This window comes from Stenotrophomonas sp. SPM, assembly GCF_003105135.1.
Taxonomy (GTDB): Bacteria; Pseudomonadota; Gammaproteobacteria; order Xanthomonadales; family Xanthomonadaceae; genus Stenotrophomonas.
Genome location: NZ_QETL01000044.1, coordinates 1 through 15,206, shown reverse-complemented (window position 1 = coordinate 15,206; position 15,206 = coordinate 1). Strand labels below are relative to the sequence as shown.

The window sequence follows — 15,206 nt, the reverse complement described above, 5'->3', positions numbered from 1 at the left end:
CGGGGTTGCGGGACGATGCTGCACAATCGGCGCGCAGCCTTCTCGCCCGCAGGATGGAACCGATGAACGGACCGAGCTTCAGCAGCAGCGCGCCCTTTGAAACCCACGTGGTGCTGAACCAGCCGCCCCCGTTTGCGGGCCGCCAACTGTGGACCGACGACGTGGCGCTGATGGAGGCCGTGCAGCGCGAGGGCGCGGCCGCATTCGCGCCGCGGCTTGCGATATACGGGGGGCTGGCCGGCAACCAGCTTTACCAGCTGGGCTTCGATGCCAACCGCGACCGGCCACGGCTGCGCACGCACGATGCGCAGGGACACCGCATCGATACCGTGGACTTCCACCCGGCGTACCACCAGTTGATGCACGCGGCCAAGCAGCATGGCGTGTCCGGGCTCTCGTGGCATGAGCCACAGCCCGGCGTGCACGTCGCGCGGGCGGCGTTGAGCTACCTGCACCACCAAGCGGAAGCCGGCACCAGCTGCCCGCTGACCATGACCCATGCTGCGGTGGCGGTGCTGCAGGCGCAGCCGCACCTGGCCGAGTGGGCGCGCAAGGCGGCCTCGCCCGTGTACGACGCGCGCGACGTGCCGGTGGCCGACAAGGCCGGCATCACCTTGGGCATGGGCATGACCGAAAAGCAGGGCGGTTCGGACGTGCGCGCCAACAGCACGCGGGCCGAGCCCATCGATGGCGAGCGCTACCGCCTGGTCGGGCACAAGTGGTTCTTTTCAGCACCGATGTCTGATGGCTTCCTGGTGCTGGCGCAGGCGCCGGGTGGGCTGACCTGCCTGCTGATGCCGCGGCGGCTGGCCGATGGCGATCGCAATGCCTTCCACCTGATGCGCCTGAAGGACAAGCTGGGTGACTGGTCCAACGCGTCAAGCGAAGTGGAGTTCTGCGGCGCGCAGGCGTGGCGCGTGGGTGAGGAGGGCAGGGGCGTGGCCACCATCATCGGCATGGTGATGATGACGCGCCTGGACTGCATGCTCGGCGCGGCCGCGGAAATGCGTATGGCCCTGGCGCAGGCGCTGCACCACGCGCGCCACCGCCGCACGTTCGGCAAGCCGCTGGTGGAACACGCGCTGATGGCCAACGTGCTGGCAGACCTGGCGCTGGAATCGGAAGCGGCCACGGTGCTGGCCATGCGCATCGCGCGCGCGGTCGACTGCGCCGGCAGCGATCCGCAGGAGGCCGCGCTTGCGCGGCTGGGTACGGCGCTGGGCAAGTACTGGGTGTGCAAGCGCGCGGCCGCGTTCGTCAACGAGGCGCAGGAATGCCTGGGCGGTGCCGGTTACGTGGAGGAGTCGATGCTGCCGCGGCTGTACCGGCAGGCGCCGTTGAATTCGATCTGGGAAGGCAGCGGCAACGTGCAGTGCCTGGATGTGCTGCGCGCGCTGGGGCGCGAGCCGGAGGCGATGCAGGCGCTGCGTGCGGAGCTGGCAGCGGTGGCTGATCGCGACGCCGGTTACGCGGCGGCACTGCAGCGCTGGGCGTCGGCAGCGGCGCCGGATGAATCGCAGGCGCGGTTGTTCTGCGAGCGCACGGTGCTGCTGCTGCAGGCGGCGCTGCTGCTGCGGGCGCGCAGCCCGATGGCCGGGGTGTTCGTGCGCAGCCGGCTGCAGGGCGAGCATGGGTTGGTGTTCGGGACGCTGCCGGCGGGGGTGGATGTGGGGTCGATGATGGCGCGGGCGCTGCCGCAGTAGGCGGCCAACGGCGGAGCCCCTCGTGGTGGTCGTGCGGCATCTGCATTGGCGGGCCGCGCGGGTGGGTTGCGCAGGGGACGCCGTGAACCCATCCCTGAAGTGACCCCAAAAAGTTGGACAGTCGGGGGATCAGGCGGTCAGCGCGCCCTGTTCCCGGTACCTTACCGGGCTCAGGCCCTTTAGTTTCAGTCGGATGCGGTCTTGGTTGTAGTACTGGATGTACTCCACCAGCCCGGCTTCCAGGCTTTCGATGCTGTCAAAGGTGTTCAGGTAGAAGAATTCCGACTTCAGCGTTCCGAAGAAGCTTTCCATGGCCGCGTTGTCCAGGCAGTTGCCACGCCGGGACATGCTCTGTTTCAGCGAGTGTTTCGCGAGCTTGTGCCGATAGTTTTCGTGCTGGTAATGCCAGCCTTGGTCAGAGTGGATCATCGGTCGGTCTTCGGGCGAAAGCTTCTTGATCGCTTGATCCAGCATCTCGCCCACCAAGTCGAACACCGGTCGGCGCTTCATCTGGTAAGCCACGATTTCACCGTTGTAGAGGTCCATGATCGGCGAAAGATAGAGCTTCCTGCCCTGCACCTTGAACTCGGTTACGTCGGTGACCCACTTCTGATTGGGCGTCTGGGCCTCAAACTGGCGGCCCAGATTGTTGGAGACCACGACATTGGCTGCCCCCTTGAATGCGCGGTAGCGTTTGATGCGTACCTGTGACTGCAGACCCAGTTCGGCCATCACCCGCTGCACCCGCTTGTGGTTGATGGCTTCGCCCTGATTGGCCAGTTCCAGCGCTATGCGACGATAGCCGTAGAGCCCTTGGTTCTTATCGTAAATCGTGCGGATACGCTCACGCAGTTCCTCCTCGCCCTCATCTGGATGGGCCAAGGCGTTCACTTGGTAATAGAACGTGCTGCGCGACAGCTCGGCCGCTTCGAGCAAAAGCGGCAGCGCATGGGCCTGCCTCAATCCTTGGACGGCTTGCGCTTTGCGCGCTGCGCCGCCTGCTCTTCCTGGATCAAGGCATCGAGCTTTTTTAGGTAGGCGGTCTCCGCACGCAGATAGGCCACTTCCTTGAGGAGCTCATCGCGGCTCATGTCCTCGGCAGGCTTGGACGAGCGGGTCTTTTTCATCGGCTTTCGAGGCGGTAATGGTGGTGGCGCCAACGCTTGGACGCCCCCCTCAGCATACAGCCGCCGCCACAGCCCCACTGCGCCGGCATCGCCAATCTGGAAGTAAGTGGTGGCCTCGCGCGCGGACATGCCCTCTTGGCCCATCTTCTCAAGCACCTCCAGCTTGAACTGGAGGTCATAGGACCGGGGTTTGCGCTCAAACCCTTGCCGACCATGCAGCCTATAGATCGCTGCCCACCGCCTGACCGTGGAGAACTCCAAGCCATGGCGGCGGGCAACCGCCTTGACCGATGTGGAGGTCTTGCAGGCCTCTTTGGCCACCTGCAATTTGAAATGAACCTCATATCTATTCATGTAACCCTCTGGGTTGGATCAGGTGTCCAACTCCTGGGGGTCACTTCACCCTGGGGGCTTGGCCGCGGCATCCTTGCCGCGGACATCCCTCCGCAACACACCCGCGCGGCCCCGGAAGGTTTCAGGGCGCGTTCACCACGGAATCAACGGAAGAGCAGAAGCAGAAAAGCCGCGGCAATGCCGCGGCTTTTCCTGTAGAGCCGAGCCCATGCCCGGCTGGCGGTAACGCCCGGTAGCGCCGGACCATGCCCGGCGAGCGCAGCGGTGGGTCAGTGCTTGGCTTCTTCCTTGGCGGCGTTGGCCTTGGCGTCGGCGGCGACGTCGCGAGCCTTGTCGGCGACTTTCTGCGCGGCGGTCGCGGTGGCGTCGCTGGCGTGGGCGGCGGCATCGGTGGCGGCGGCCTTGGCCTGGTCGGCGGCGTTGGCGGTCGCGTCGGCGGCATTGTCCAGCGCCTGCTGGGTGTCGGCGGCGGCGTGCTCGGAGGCTTCGGCGGTCTTGTCGGCGGCTTCGCGCGTGGCGGCGGCGGCCTTGTCCACGGCTTCGCGGGCGGCGGCGCCAGCGCTGTCGGCGGCCTGTGCAGCGTCCTGCCTGGCCTGTTCGGCCTCCGGACCCTTGCAGGCAGTCAGGGCCAGCAGCAGGGAGGCGGCCAGCAGGGTGGTGGTCAGCGGACGGATCTTCATGGCGGTCTCCAGTGCTGCAATGGATGGGGACGCCAGCCTATTCATGCCGTCGTGAAGGCCCGGTGGTGGTGTGATGGCACCCTTCAGGCAAAGAAAAAGCCGCTGGCGAACCAGCGGCTTTTCCAGAACAGCGTGAAGAAAGAAGTGATTACTTCTTGGCTTCTTCAGCAGCGTCCTTGGCCTGCTCGGCGGTGCCTTCGGCAGCCTTGGCAGCGTCCTTGGCCTGCTCAGCAGCAGCGTCGGTAGCAGCAGCGCCGGTCTGGGCAGCAGCGTCGGTCGCAGCGTCGGCAGCGGTGGCGGCGGTGTCAGCAGCCTGCTGGGCAGCGTCGGCGGTCTGGGTGCCAGCAGCGGCGGCCTGGTCGGCAGCAGCCTGGGCTTCGGTGGCGGCTTCGTTGGCCGAAGCAGCGGCGTCCTGGGCAGCTTCCTGCTTCGAGCAGGCGGCCAGGGCCAGGGCCAGGGACATAGCGACCAGCAGCTTGTTGATGCTCATTGTGTGAATCCTCGTCGTTGAATTAGGCAACGCGCAACTGCGCGCCGACAACATGATGACAAGCCACGTTTGGCTGTCAAGCGATCCCGCATTCATTTTTGCGAAATCAGCGTTAATCCCTTTTAGATCAATTCGATGGCGATGGCCGTTGCTTCGCCACCACCGATGCACAGCGTGGCAATGCCGCGCTTGCCGCCGTGCGTGCGCAAGGCGTTGACCAGGGTTACCACCAGACGCGCACCGGACGCACCGATCGGATGGCCCAGTGCGCAGGCACCGCCATTCACGTTGATCTTCGCATGCGGGATGCCCAGTTCACGCATCGGCGCCATGGCGACGACGGCGAAGGCTTCGTTGATCTCGAACAGGTCCACCTGGTCCAGGGTCCAGCCCGTCTTCTGCAGCAGGCTGTGGATCGCGCCGATCGGGGCGGTGGTGAACCACTCCGGTTCCTGCGAATGGGTGGCATGGCCGACGATGCGCGCCAGCGGGGTGATGCCGCGCGCAGTGGCATCTTCCTCGGTCAGCAGGACCACCGCAGCGGCGCCGTCGGAAATGCTGGACGAGCTGGCGGCGGTGACGCTGCCGTCCTTCTTGAATGCGGGGCGCAGGGTCGGGATCTTGGCGATGTCCGAACGGCCCGGCTGCTCGTCGGTGGCGAACTCGACCTCACCCTTGCGGGTGGCGACCTTCACCGCGACGATCTCGTCGGCAAATGCGCCATTGGCCTGCGCGGCCTGCGCACGGCGCACCGATTCGATGGCGTAGGCGTCCTGCTCCTCGCGGGTGAACTGGTACTTGTCAACCGCGCATTCGGCGAACTCACCCATGGCCTTGCCGTCGTAGGCGTTGACCAGGCCATCGTGGGCCATGTGGTCCACCGCCTGGAAGTTGCCGAAGCGGTTGCCGGTGCGCGAATTGGGCAGCATGTGCGGGGCGTTGGACATCGATTCCATGCCGCCGGCGACCACGACCGTGGCCGAACCGGCCTTGATCAGGTCATGGCCGAGCATGATGGTCTTCATGCCCGAGCCGCACACCTTGTTCAGCGTGGTGGCACCGGCCGACAGCGGGATGCCTGCGGCGATGGCGGCCTGGCGGGCCGGCGCCTGGCCGAGGTTGGCCGGCAGCACGCAGCCCATCAGGACCTCGGAGACGTCGCTGGCCGGAACCCCGGACTGTTCAAGGGCAGCGGCGATGGCGGCCGCGCCGAGGGTCGGGGTGGGCACGCCGTTGAACTGGCCGAGGAAGGAGCCGATGGCGGTGCGCTTGGCGGCGGCGATGACGATGTTGGACATGGCAATCTCGTTGATGCGTGAGCAATGTTCGGAAAGGAGACGGCGGCTGTTGGATGCAGCGCTGTTTCCCGGCAGACTGCGTGGGGGTCGGCCCAAGTATAGAGGGTCGGCGATGGCTGCCGCCGGGCAGCCCTTGATGCCTGCAGGGAGCTTGGCAGGCCAACGTTCATGGGAAGGAATCGATGGAACGCAAGACGATGGCACGGTCGGTCCTGGGATCGGCACTGGTGGTTGCATTGACGGCATGTGGCGGCGGAGGCGGCGGCAACGTGCGCATCGATCCCCCACCGACCACGCCGCCGCCCACCACGCCTCCCCCGACTACTCCGACCACGCCGACCCAGCCGGCCGAACCGGCGATCAACGCGCACCTGTCCATCACCAAGGCCGACGCAGCGCGCAGCGCGGGGCTGGATGGCAGCGGCGTGCGCATCGGCATCGTCGATTCGGGCGTGCAGCGCAACCATCCCACTCTGGCCGGGCGGGTGCTGGCCAACTACAGCTACGTGGATCCGCGCAGCAACAACCTCAACAACGATGACGTGGTCGGTCATGGTACGGCGGTGGCCGAACTGGCGGCGGGCAAGGCCTTCGGGTCGTGGCCGGGAGGCATCGCGCCGAACGCGCAGATCGTCTCGGCGCGGATCATTTCCGACACGCGTCCCGCCGACGACGGGTCGGGCAACGGCAACGAGGTCGATGGCGCGCTTGGCCTGGCGGGGGTCCACCAGGACCTGATCAACCAGGGCGTGAAGATCATGAACAACTCATGGGGCGGGCTCTACTGGACCAACGCCGCGGCCACCGCCCCGATCGCGGCCGAGTACCGCCCCTTCATCATCGGCAACAACGGCCTGGTGGTGTTCGCCACCGGCAATGAATCCAAGGCCAACCCTTCGGACATGGCGGCGCTGCCCAGCCAGGCCGGCCCGAACAATTCGCGCCCGGCCGCCGACCTGGAACGTGGCTGGCTGGCGGTCACCGCAGTCGATTCCACCGACCCCAGCAAGCTGGCTGGCTATGCCAATGCCTGCGGTGTGGCGGCCAGCTACTGCCTGGCGGCGCCCGGCGCGGCGATCTTCGTCAATCCGAATTACCCGTCCGGCTCCACCCTGCTGTGGAACTACGGCACCTCGTTCGCCGCGCCGCTGGTGTCCGGTGCGGCGGCCGTGGTCTGGCAGAAATACCCGTACTTCAGCAACGACCTGGTGCGGCAGACCCTGCTCGGCACCGCCACCGATCTCGGCGCGCCCGGCGTGGACAGCACCTTCGGCTACGGCCTGCTGAACATCGCCAAGGCCATCAACGGGCCGGCGAAGTTCGACTGGGGCAATGCCGTGGTCAACGTCTCGCAGACGGGCCTGGATTCGGTCTGGAGCAACGACATCAGCGGCAGCGGTGGCCTGGTCAAGCAGGGCGTCGGCGCACTGGGGCTGTCGGGCACCAATACCTACACCGGCGAAACCCGCATCGAGCAGGGCACGCTGGCGTTGCGCGATGGCGCGTCGATCACCTCCAACGTGGTGGTGGTGCCGCAGGCCAGCGTGCCCGAGGGCGCCGCGCTGCAGTTCATGACCGGCACCAGCCGGATCCGCAGCAACGTCGACAACGGCGCCACCGTCATCCTGCGCAATGCCAACACCAGCGCCACCATCGAGGGCAACTACCTGCATCGTGCCGGCGCGCGGCTGAGCATTTCGCTGGGTTCCAACCCGCTGGAGATCACCGGCACGGCCACCCTGCAGGGAGGCGACGTGCACGTGGCCAGCATCGTCAGCGGCTACGTGGCGGCCGATGGCCGTACCCAGACCGTGCTGCATGCCGGCCAGGGCGTCACCGGCCGCTTCGACGCGGTCAGCAACAGCCTGCCGCAGGGCACCCTGCTGCAGAGTTCGTTGACCTACGGCAGCGACAACGTGGTGCTGGTCACCGACCGCATCAACGTCACCCAGGCCGCCAGCGTGGCGCGCGCCTCCAACGCCGCGCTGGCCTCTGCGCTGCGGGTGGAATCAGCATTCGAACGCCTCGATCTCGGCGCCGGTTCGGCCTCGTTCGCCGATGGCGCGGCCGCGCTGCAGCGGGTGGAGGGCAACCAGGCCCTGCAGGCCAGTCTGGACAGCCTGTCCGGCAAGGCGCATGCGCTGGCCGCGGCGGCCACGTTCGACAGCATCGACCTGGGCCGGCGTGCCTTGTCGGCCCGCTTTGGCCAGGTCCAGGCCGCTTCGCAGCTGGGCGGCACCTGGCAGAACGCGCTGGGCGACGCCGGCCAGGGCAGCTTCTCGGCCAGCGGCACCGACACCCGGGGCTGGATGATGGGCCAGGACGTGGCGATGGGCGGCAACGGCGTGCTCGGCTTCGCCTTCGGCGAACTGCGCAGCTACAGCAACAGCAGCTGGGGCGGCGACCGCGGGCGTGACCGGCAGTCGCAGGCGCAGCTGTACGCGGGCTGGAGCAGCGGAGGTGCCTACGTGCTGGGCCAGGTGGGGGCGGGCCAGTTCACCCGCCAGATCGATCGCCGGCTGCTGCTGGGAGCTGGCCAGTACGGCGTCAATGCGCGCTACGGCGGCAGCTTCAGCACGGCCAGCGTGGAGACCGGTTACCGCTTCGGGTCGGCGCATGCAGCGCTGACCCCCTATGTGGGCGCCGACTACGCGCGGGTCGACAACGATCGCTTCAGCGAACAGGGCGGGCTGGGCTTCGGCCTGCGCACGCAGGGCGGTATCAGCAGCCGCAGCCAGGCCCTGGCCGGTGTGCGCGCCGAGCGCGAGTGGCGCGGCTGGTCGCTGCGCGGTTATGCCGAGTGGCAGCAGCTGCTGTCCAGCCAGGGCCTGGATGTGGATGCCAGCTTCGTCGGCGTCGACGCATGGTCACCGATGGCCGGCCTGCAGCCGACGCGTTCCGGCGGCCTGTTCGGCGTATCGGTGGAATCGTGGTTGAGCCGCAACACGCGGCTGGCGTTCGGCTACGACCAGCGCTTCGGTCCGCGAGGGGATCTGCGCCAGGTGGCGCTGCGTTACAGCGCCGCTTTCTGATCGGGAGGTGCCGGCCAGCGGCCGGCACTACCGGGTAGCGCGTCGGGCGGATCAACCGCCGCGCAGGTTGCCCAGGCGCGGGGTGCTGCGGCCCAGCGGCATCTTCAGCTTGCCGATGGACAGGATGCGCGCTTCGGCGATGCGGTCGGCCGCACGCTGCGGCGCTATGTTCTCGCGCTGGGACAGTTCGAAGATGCGCGTGAGGTTGTGGTAGATGCTGCGGATCAGGCGCATCGCGCGTTCGCGGTTGTAGCCGTCGATCTCCAGCGACACGTTCATCACGCCACCGGCGTTGACCGCATAGTCGGGCGCGTAGAGGATGCCGCGCGCATGCAGTTCATCGCCGATCTCCAGGCTGGACAGCTGGTTGTTGGCGGTGCCGCAGATGATCTTGGCCTTGATGCGCGGCAGGGTGTCGGCATTGATCGCGCTTTCCAGCGCGCACGGTGCGAACACATCGGCGTTGACCTCATGGATCTCGTCCGGCTTGACCGCCTCGGCACCGAAATCGCTGACCGCACGATCGACCAGGCTGCTGTCCAGGTCGGTCACGTACAGCTTGGCGCCGCGGTCGCGCAGCAGCTTCACCAGCTCCATGCCGATATGGCCCAGACCCTGTACGGCGATGCTGGTCTTGCCCACTTCCTCGTGGCCGAACTTGAAGCGCAGCGACGCCATCAGCGCCTGCAGCGCGCCATAGGCGGTGAACGGGGCCGGGTCGCCGGAGCCGCCGTGGACCTGGTGCACGCCGGTCACGAACTGGCTTTCCAGGTAGATGTTTTCCATGTCGTTGACGTCGGTGCCGACGTCCTCGGCGGTGATGTAGCGGCCGCCCAGCGAATCGACGTAGCGGCCGAAGGCGCGGAACAGCACTTCGGTCTTGTCCACCTTCGGGTCACCGATGATGACCGCCTTGCCGCCACCGACATTGAGCCCGGCCAGTGCATTCTTGTAGGTCATCGTCCTGCTCAGCCGCAGCACGTCGGCCAGCGCCTCGTCGGTGCTGGCGTAGGGGCGCATGCGCACGCCGCCCAGGGCCGGGCCCAGGGTGGTGTTGTGGATGGCGATGATCGCCTTCAGGCCGGCATCCTGGTTGTGGCAGAACACAACCTGTTCGTGGCCGGTGGTGGCGAGGGTTTCGAATAGCATGGCGTCTCCGATGGCGCGATCAGCGGCGAACTGCAGCGAACTGCCAATGAACGGTAGGGTCCCAAAACAAAAAAAGCGACGTCGTCATGGCTGGGGGACGGGTCGCGCGGCGCCATTCTAGTCCATTCCCCCGGCATCTGCCGTGCAGATCCGAGCGATCCGGGTTAAAGAAGATGAAAGTGCGGCCGATGCAGCGTCGACGGCAGGTGGCCGATGTGAAGAACGCGCAGGGGCAGTCAGTGGCAGCAGCAGTGCAACGACAGGGCCGATCCGGATGAGGCCGGCCTGGTGGCAAACGCTGGTGGGATGGGTGTCCCGGCTGTCCGGCACGGACCCGGTGCGCCTGGCGACGGCACCGCGGCAGGCCGTGGCCGCCGCTGCAGCCAGCCTGCAGGGCGAGGCGCTGCCGACGGCGGAGGTCGCCGCGCACCTGCAGCGTGGCCTGCATGCCCTGGCGCTGTACCCGCATCTGGCAGGCGAGCCGGCCACGCCCGGCCCGTCCGCGCTGGCCGACGCGGTGGACCGCGCGCTGCAGGACCGTGACTGGGCGACCCGGCAGCTTCCGCGGCGCCCGCAGCTGCTGCCGCAGCTGATCCAGACCGTCAATGACGAGGTGGCCTCGGCACGGGTGATGGCCGCGATCATCGGCCAGGACCCGGTGCTCACCGGCAACCTGCTGCGCATCGCCAACAGCCCGGCCTACAAGGTGCACGAGCGGCCGGTGGACAGCCTGCAGCGGGCGGTGACCCTGGTCGGCACCGAAGGCGTGCGGCAGATCATCAGTGCCGTGCTGGTGCAGCCGGTCATGCAGGTGCAGTGCGAGGTGTTCCCGCAGTTCAGCGCGATCATCTGGGAGCACGCGCTGCTGGCCTCGCGCGCGGCGGCGGACCATGCGCGCACGGTCACCTTCGGCGATGCCTTCGCCGCGCAGTGGCTGGGCCTGGTGCAGGGGCTGGGCGCGGCGCTGGTGATGCGCCAGCTGCTGCAGGAAGCACAGGCACGCAACGAGACGGTGGCGCCGGCGTTGGCCCTGGACCTGCTGCAGCGCTGGTCGCTGCCGCTGGCCCAGCGCGTGGCGGCGGCCTGGGACCTGCCCGAACCGGTGCACCAGGCGCTGGCCGCCGATGCCGAGGGCACGCTGGCCGACAGCCTGCGCCTAGGCAGTGCGGCCGCCGCCGCCAGCCTGCTGTGTCGCCACGGTCACGGCACGCAGGCGCGCATGCTGGCATTGCTGGAGCAGCTGCCCGCAGCGCCGCCGCACGCCCTGCGCTGGATCTGGCGGCGCCTGCACGGGCGCAACGTGGAAACCCTCGACGAAGCCATGCACGACGCCTGCGGCGAGGGCGGCGGGTAAGCGCTACAGCTGCGACTCCACCGGCAGCCAGCTGATGATGCGGGCGGTCGCACGCGAACGCAGCGTGCTGCCGGGCTCGCGGCCCACCCAATGCGGCGGAGGCTGCCGTTCCAGCCAGCGCAGGTCATCGTCGGGGGCCAGCGCCAGCCACCAGCTGTGCAGCGGGTCGGCCAGGCGCAGGTATTCCTCGCGCAGCCGCGCCCCCAGCACCGGGTCGTCGAACAGCACGCCCATTTCGGTGTTGAGGTAGGCCGAGCGTGGGTCGAGGTTGAACGAGCCGACGAAGCCGCGGCGGTCGTCGATGACGAAGGCCTTGGTGTGCAGGCTGGCGCCGCTGCTGCCGAACAGGCTGGATTCGCCAGGCTCACCGCGTGCCTTCAGTTCGTACAGCTGCACGCCGGCCTTCAGCAGCGGCACCCGGTAGCCCATGTAGCCGCCGTGCACGGCCGCCACGTCGGTGGCGGCCAGCGAATTGGTCACCACGCCGACCTGGGCGCCGCGCGCGGACATCGCCGACAGGCCCTGCAGGCCATCCGCGCCGGGTACGAAGTAGGGGGACACCAGCAGCGCGGTATGGCGGGTGGACTGCAGCTCCTCGACCAGCGCACTGACCAGCCAGTCATCACGCGCATCGTTGCGGTGCTTCATCGGCGGGTCGGAAAGGATGCGAACGTTGGCGCTCCAGTGCAGCGGGTCCGGGCCAGGCTGGCGCTGCGCACGCGAATCGGCGACCCGCTGCAGGTAGGGCCGTGCCTTGGCGTGCAGCGCATCCAGATCGGACTGGCGCACCAGTGCGCGCAGCTGGGCATCGGTGTAGGTGGCCAGCGCGGCGATGGGAATGGCGGTGCCGCTGTTCCAGTAGTCGTCGAAGATGCGGTTGGCCTGTTGCACCGCCGGCCCGGCCACCACCAGGTCCAGATCCTGGAAATTCACGTCGTTGCGCGCGCTGAAATATTCCTCGCCGATGTTGCGGCCACCGACGATGGCCACGCGGCCGTCGGCGATCCAGTTCTTGTTGTGCATGCGGTGGTTGACGCTGAAAGCGCGCTGGATCATTTCCAGCGTGCGCGCGATGCCGCTGCGGTTGCGGAACGGGTTGTACAGGCGGATCTCGATGTTGGGGTGCGCGTCGAGCGCCATCATCAGCGCGTCCTTGTCCTTGGCGTTCATGTCGTCAAGCAGGACGCGCACGCGCACGCCACGTTCTGCGGCGTCATACAGGGCCTTGGCCATCAGGTGGCCGACCAGGTCGTCTTGCCAGATGTAGTACTGCAGGTCCAGGCTGCGCCCGGCCTGTTCGGTGATCTTCGCGCGTGCCGCGAACGCGTCCATGCCATCGCTGAGGAAGGCCACGCCGGATTGGCCGGGGTGGGCTTCCAGCTCGGGCAGCAGCTGGCGGTCCATGGCGGTCTGTGCCGGCTGCAGCGGCAGCACGTGCGAGACCGGCCCGTGTGCCTGTGGCGTCAGGTGGTCGGCCAGCAGCAGGCCGGACAGCACCAGCAACAGCAGGGCGGCGATGATGATCGCAACGACGCGCAGCACGCGTCGCCAGGGCGGCAGGGACGGGCTCATGACATCGATGGTAGATCCACGCCATGCGTGGATGCCACCAGCGCAGGCTCAGAACCGCTCGTCGCTGCCCAGATAGCGCCACTGCGCCGGCGGCAGCGGCCCCAACGCCACGCGGCCGATGCGCAGGCGGCGAACCGCAGCCACCTGCAGCCCGGCGTTGCCCACCGCCGTGCGCAGGCCCTTGGCGGTCAGCCCCTTGCCGGCGAAGCGCAGGCGCTGCTCGTTCTGCCAGCTGACCTTGGCGCCACCGGATTCGTGCTGCAGCCGCGCCATCAGCCACGGCCCACGATCGGGCCCGCCCTCGGCCACTTCCACCAGGTATTCCTGTTCGGTGCGGCCCAGGTTGCGCTGCAGATGGGCGAGGGTGGCCGGGTCCTGGCTGACCACGACCAGGCCGCTGTCGGCCGCCGGCAGCGATGCCGCCAGCTGCAGCCCATGGAAATGACGCTGCAGCGGACGGATGTCGCTGGCATCGAGCTCGCTGCGGGTAGCGCTGCTCACCATTGCGCACAGCGACTCGGCGGCGACGCCGGCGGGTTTGTGCAGCAGCATGGTGACCCGTTCGGCCTTGGTGTCTTCGGCCTGTTCGGCCATCACGACCACCGCGCTGTCATCGACCGGGCGCTGTGGCTGTTCAACCACCTCGCCATTGACCGTGACCCAGCCGCCTTCGATGTAACGGCGCGCTTCGCCGCGCGGGATGCCGAGCAGGGCGGCCAGGTGTTTGTCGAGGCGGGTCGGTTCCATGGCGGGCAGGTCGGTCAGGGGGCGCGCAGTGTAGCTGCTGCGGGCGGTCAGCGCTGGCCGCGGTTGGCCAGCTCGGTCAGGTACAGGCGGGTATCGAACTCCAGCTGCAGGTAGTCCGGCTCCATGTGCTGGCACAGCTGGTAGAAGGCCTTGTTGTGGTCGGCCTCCTTCAGGTGGGCCAGTTCATGCACCACGATCATGCGCAGAAAGGCGGCCGGCGCCTGGCGGAACACGGTGGCGATGCGGATCTCGCGGCTGGCCTTGAGGCGACCACCGTGCACGCGGGAAATGGCGGTGTGGGTGCCCAGCGCGTGCTTGATGACTTCCAGCGTGTTGTCGTAGCAGACCTTGTTGAGCGGGACCGATTTCCGCAGGTAACGGTCCTTCAGGTCCTGCGTGTAGTCGTACAGCTGGCGGTCGCTGCGTACCTCGTGCGGATCGGGGTAGCGCTGCTTCAGCCAGGGGCCGAGCTTGCCCTGGGCCAGCAGTTCGCTGACCTGGGCGACCAGGGGTTCGGGATAGCCGGTGAGGTACTTCAGGACAGCCATGCAGGGGCGGCGGGGCGTCGGTAGAATGGGGCATCCAAGATTACACGCGGTACGCAACGACCATGGCAAAGCCCAACGCGCTGCAGGAACAATTGCTCAAGGCCGGCCTGGCCAAGAAGTCGCAGGCCAGCGCCGCCGCGAGCGCGCAGGCCAAGGCCCGCCAGGGCAAGGCGGAATCGACTTCGGCCGAGGTCCAGCGCGAAGCTGAACGCGCCCGCGCCGAGAAGGTGGAGCGCGACCGTGCGCTGGCCGCCGAGCGCAATGCGCAGGCCAAGCTGGCTGAACAGAAGGCGCAGGCGAAGCAGATCATCACCGCCCATGCCGTGCCCCACAAGGGCGATGACGAATACCGCTTCAGCGACGGCGCGGCGATCCGCACCCTGCTGATCGACCCCAAGCTGCGCAAGGCGCTGTCGGTGGGCGTGCTGGTGATCGTCGCCCAGGGCGAGGGTTACGCGCTGCTGCCACGTGCGGCCGCCGAGAAGGTGCGCGAGCGCGCCCCGGAAGCAATCATTGTCGACCACGGCCAGCCGGGCTCGACCGCCGAAATCTCCACCGGCAACGCCGAGGACGACGCGTACTACGCCCAGTTCCAGGTGCCGGATGACCTCGTCTGGTAAGGCGCGGCTGAACCGGCCGCGGCGACGGCCGGGCCCTGCCCGGCGCTGCCGTTTGCGGCGGGGTGTATCGTCCCCATATCAGGCGACACACCTGCGGAGGATGGCCATGGCTACCGGATGGGCGGGAGACGGCGCGGTCCAGGACCAGATCGACGCCACCGTCGACGATGCGATCGCCCGCGCGCGGCGCCAGCTGCGGCAGGGCCCGGGTCTGGAGCACTGCGAGGAATGCGACGCGCCGATTCCGTTGGCGCGGCGCGAGGCCGTACCCGGCGTACGGCTGTGCGTGGCCTGCCAGCAGGCGCTGGACGACGATGAGCAGGCGCATGCCGGCTACAACCGGCGCGGCAGCAAGGACAGCCAGTTGAGGTAAAGGGGGGGTATTGCAGGGCTGCGCCCTGCACCTGCCGAAGCCGAAGCAAGATCAAGAGCGGCATTCCGTGGGATGGCGGGGCGGTGTGGGTGGTCAGGACACGCCGTAAACCCATCCCTGGGGGCTCGTAGGCGCCATCCATGGCGCCTGCGGTCCTGC

13 protein-coding genes are annotated in these 15,206 nt (G+C 68.0%); 5 read left to right on the top strand and 8 right to left on the bottom strand.

Translation table 11 applies throughout. The features are described 5' to 3' along the window. Positions 1–62 precede the first annotated feature (62 nt). Positions 63–1,703 carry an acyl-CoA dehydrogenase family protein gene (locus tag DCO49_RS11140; RefSeq protein ID WP_116864090.1) on the top strand — a complete coding sequence of 547 codons (1,641 nt, stop codon included), beginning with the start codon at positions 63–65 and terminating at the stop codon, positions 1,701–1,703. Positions 1,704–1,832: 129 nt separating this feature from the next. Here the strand turns inward: DCO49_RS11140 and DCO49_RS11135 are convergent. The 4 genes from DCO49_RS11135 to DCO49_RS11120 form a co-directional block, all read right to left on the bottom strand. After that, positions 1,833–3,184, bottom strand: a protein-coding gene (locus DCO49_RS11135) for an IS3 family transposase (RefSeq protein ID WP_116864089.1) whose coding sequence is annotated in 2 segments (ribosomal slippage) — positions 1,833–2,737 and positions 2,737–3,184 — 1,353 coding nt in all. Because the reading frame shifts where the segments join, the coding sequence is not laid out codon by codon here. A 269-nt stretch (positions 3,185–3,453) separates the two neighbouring features. Next, positions 3,454–3,864: a hypothetical protein gene (locus tag DCO49_RS11130; protein ID WP_116864088.1), complete on the bottom strand. Its 411-nt coding sequence runs from the start codon at positions 3,862–3,864 to the stop codon at positions 3,454–3,456. Positions 3,865–4,012: 148 nt separating this feature from the next. Beyond that, positions 4,013–4,354: a hypothetical protein gene (locus DCO49_RS11125; RefSeq protein WP_116864087.1), complete on the bottom strand. Its 342-nt coding sequence runs from the start codon at positions 4,352–4,354 to the stop codon at positions 4,013–4,015. Between the two features lie 122 nt (positions 4,355–4,476). Beyond that, positions 4,477–5,652 carry a thiolase family protein gene (locus DCO49_RS11120; RefSeq protein WP_116864086.1) on the bottom strand — a complete coding sequence of 392 codons (1,176 nt, stop codon included), beginning with the start codon at positions 5,650–5,652 and terminating at the stop codon, positions 4,477–4,479. A gap of 182 nt (positions 5,653–5,834) precedes the next feature. Between DCO49_RS11120 and DCO49_RS11115 the strand changes: the two genes are divergently transcribed. Further along, positions 5,835–8,684 (top strand): autotransporter serine protease, encoded by a 2,850-nt coding sequence (locus DCO49_RS11115; RefSeq protein WP_116864085.1) that lies wholly within the window; start codon positions 5,835–5,837, stop codon positions 8,682–8,684. Positions 8,685–8,735: 51 nt separating this feature from the next. Here DCO49_RS11115 and DCO49_RS11110 read toward each other — a convergent pair whose 3' ends face one another. Continuing rightward, positions 8,736–9,833, bottom strand: coding sequence for a Glu/Leu/Phe/Val dehydrogenase dimerization domain-containing protein (locus DCO49_RS11110; protein ID WP_079222727.1), 1,098 nt, complete (start codon positions 9,831–9,833; stop codon positions 8,736–8,738). Positions 9,834–10,107: 274 nt separating this feature from the next. On the opposite strand from DCO49_RS11110, the gene DCO49_RS11105 reads away from it, so the two are divergent. Continuing rightward, positions 10,108–11,187 carry an HDOD domain-containing protein gene (locus DCO49_RS11105; RefSeq protein ID WP_116864084.1) on the top strand — a complete coding sequence of 360 codons (1,080 nt, stop codon included), beginning with the start codon at positions 10,108–10,110 and terminating at the stop codon, positions 11,185–11,187. Between the two features lie 3 nt (positions 11,188–11,190). On the opposite strand, the gene DCO49_RS11100 is transcribed toward DCO49_RS11105, so the two are convergent. The 3 genes from DCO49_RS11100 to DCO49_RS11090 are packed head-to-tail and all read right to left on the bottom strand — an operon-like array spanning position 11,191 to position 14,054. Continuing rightward, a complete protein-coding gene (locus tag DCO49_RS11100; protein ID WP_116864083.1) occupies positions 11,191–12,759 on the bottom strand; it encodes a phospholipase D family protein in 1,569 nt (522 codons plus the stop codon). A 48-nt stretch (positions 12,760–12,807) separates the two neighbouring features. Further along, positions 12,808–13,506: an RNA pseudouridine synthase gene (locus tag DCO49_RS11095; RefSeq protein WP_116864082.1), complete on the bottom strand. Its 699-nt coding sequence runs from the start codon at positions 13,504–13,506 to the stop codon at positions 12,808–12,810. Positions 13,507–13,553: 47 nt separating this feature from the next. After that, the gene (locus DCO49_RS11090; protein WP_116864081.1) at positions 13,554–14,054 is read right to left on the bottom strand and encodes a M48 family metallopeptidase; all 501 of its coding nucleotides are present in this window, start codon (positions 14,052–14,054) and stop codon (positions 13,554–13,556) included. A 62-nt stretch (positions 14,055–14,116) separates the two neighbouring features. Between DCO49_RS11090 and DCO49_RS11085 the strand changes: the two genes are divergently transcribed. Together DCO49_RS11085 and DCO49_RS11080 are read left to right on the top strand one after the other, a co-directional pair. Then, complete coding sequence (locus DCO49_RS11085; protein WP_108769567.1) at positions 14,117–14,674, top strand: DUF2058 domain-containing protein; 558 nt, start codon at positions 14,117–14,119, stop codon at positions 14,672–14,674. A 106-nt stretch (positions 14,675–14,780) separates the two neighbouring features. Then, a complete protein-coding gene (locus tag DCO49_RS11080; protein ID WP_108770729.1) occupies positions 14,781–15,047 on the top strand; it encodes a DksA/TraR family C4-type zinc finger protein in 267 nt (88 codons plus the stop codon). The last annotated feature ends 159 nt before the right edge of the window (positions 15,048–15,206 follow it).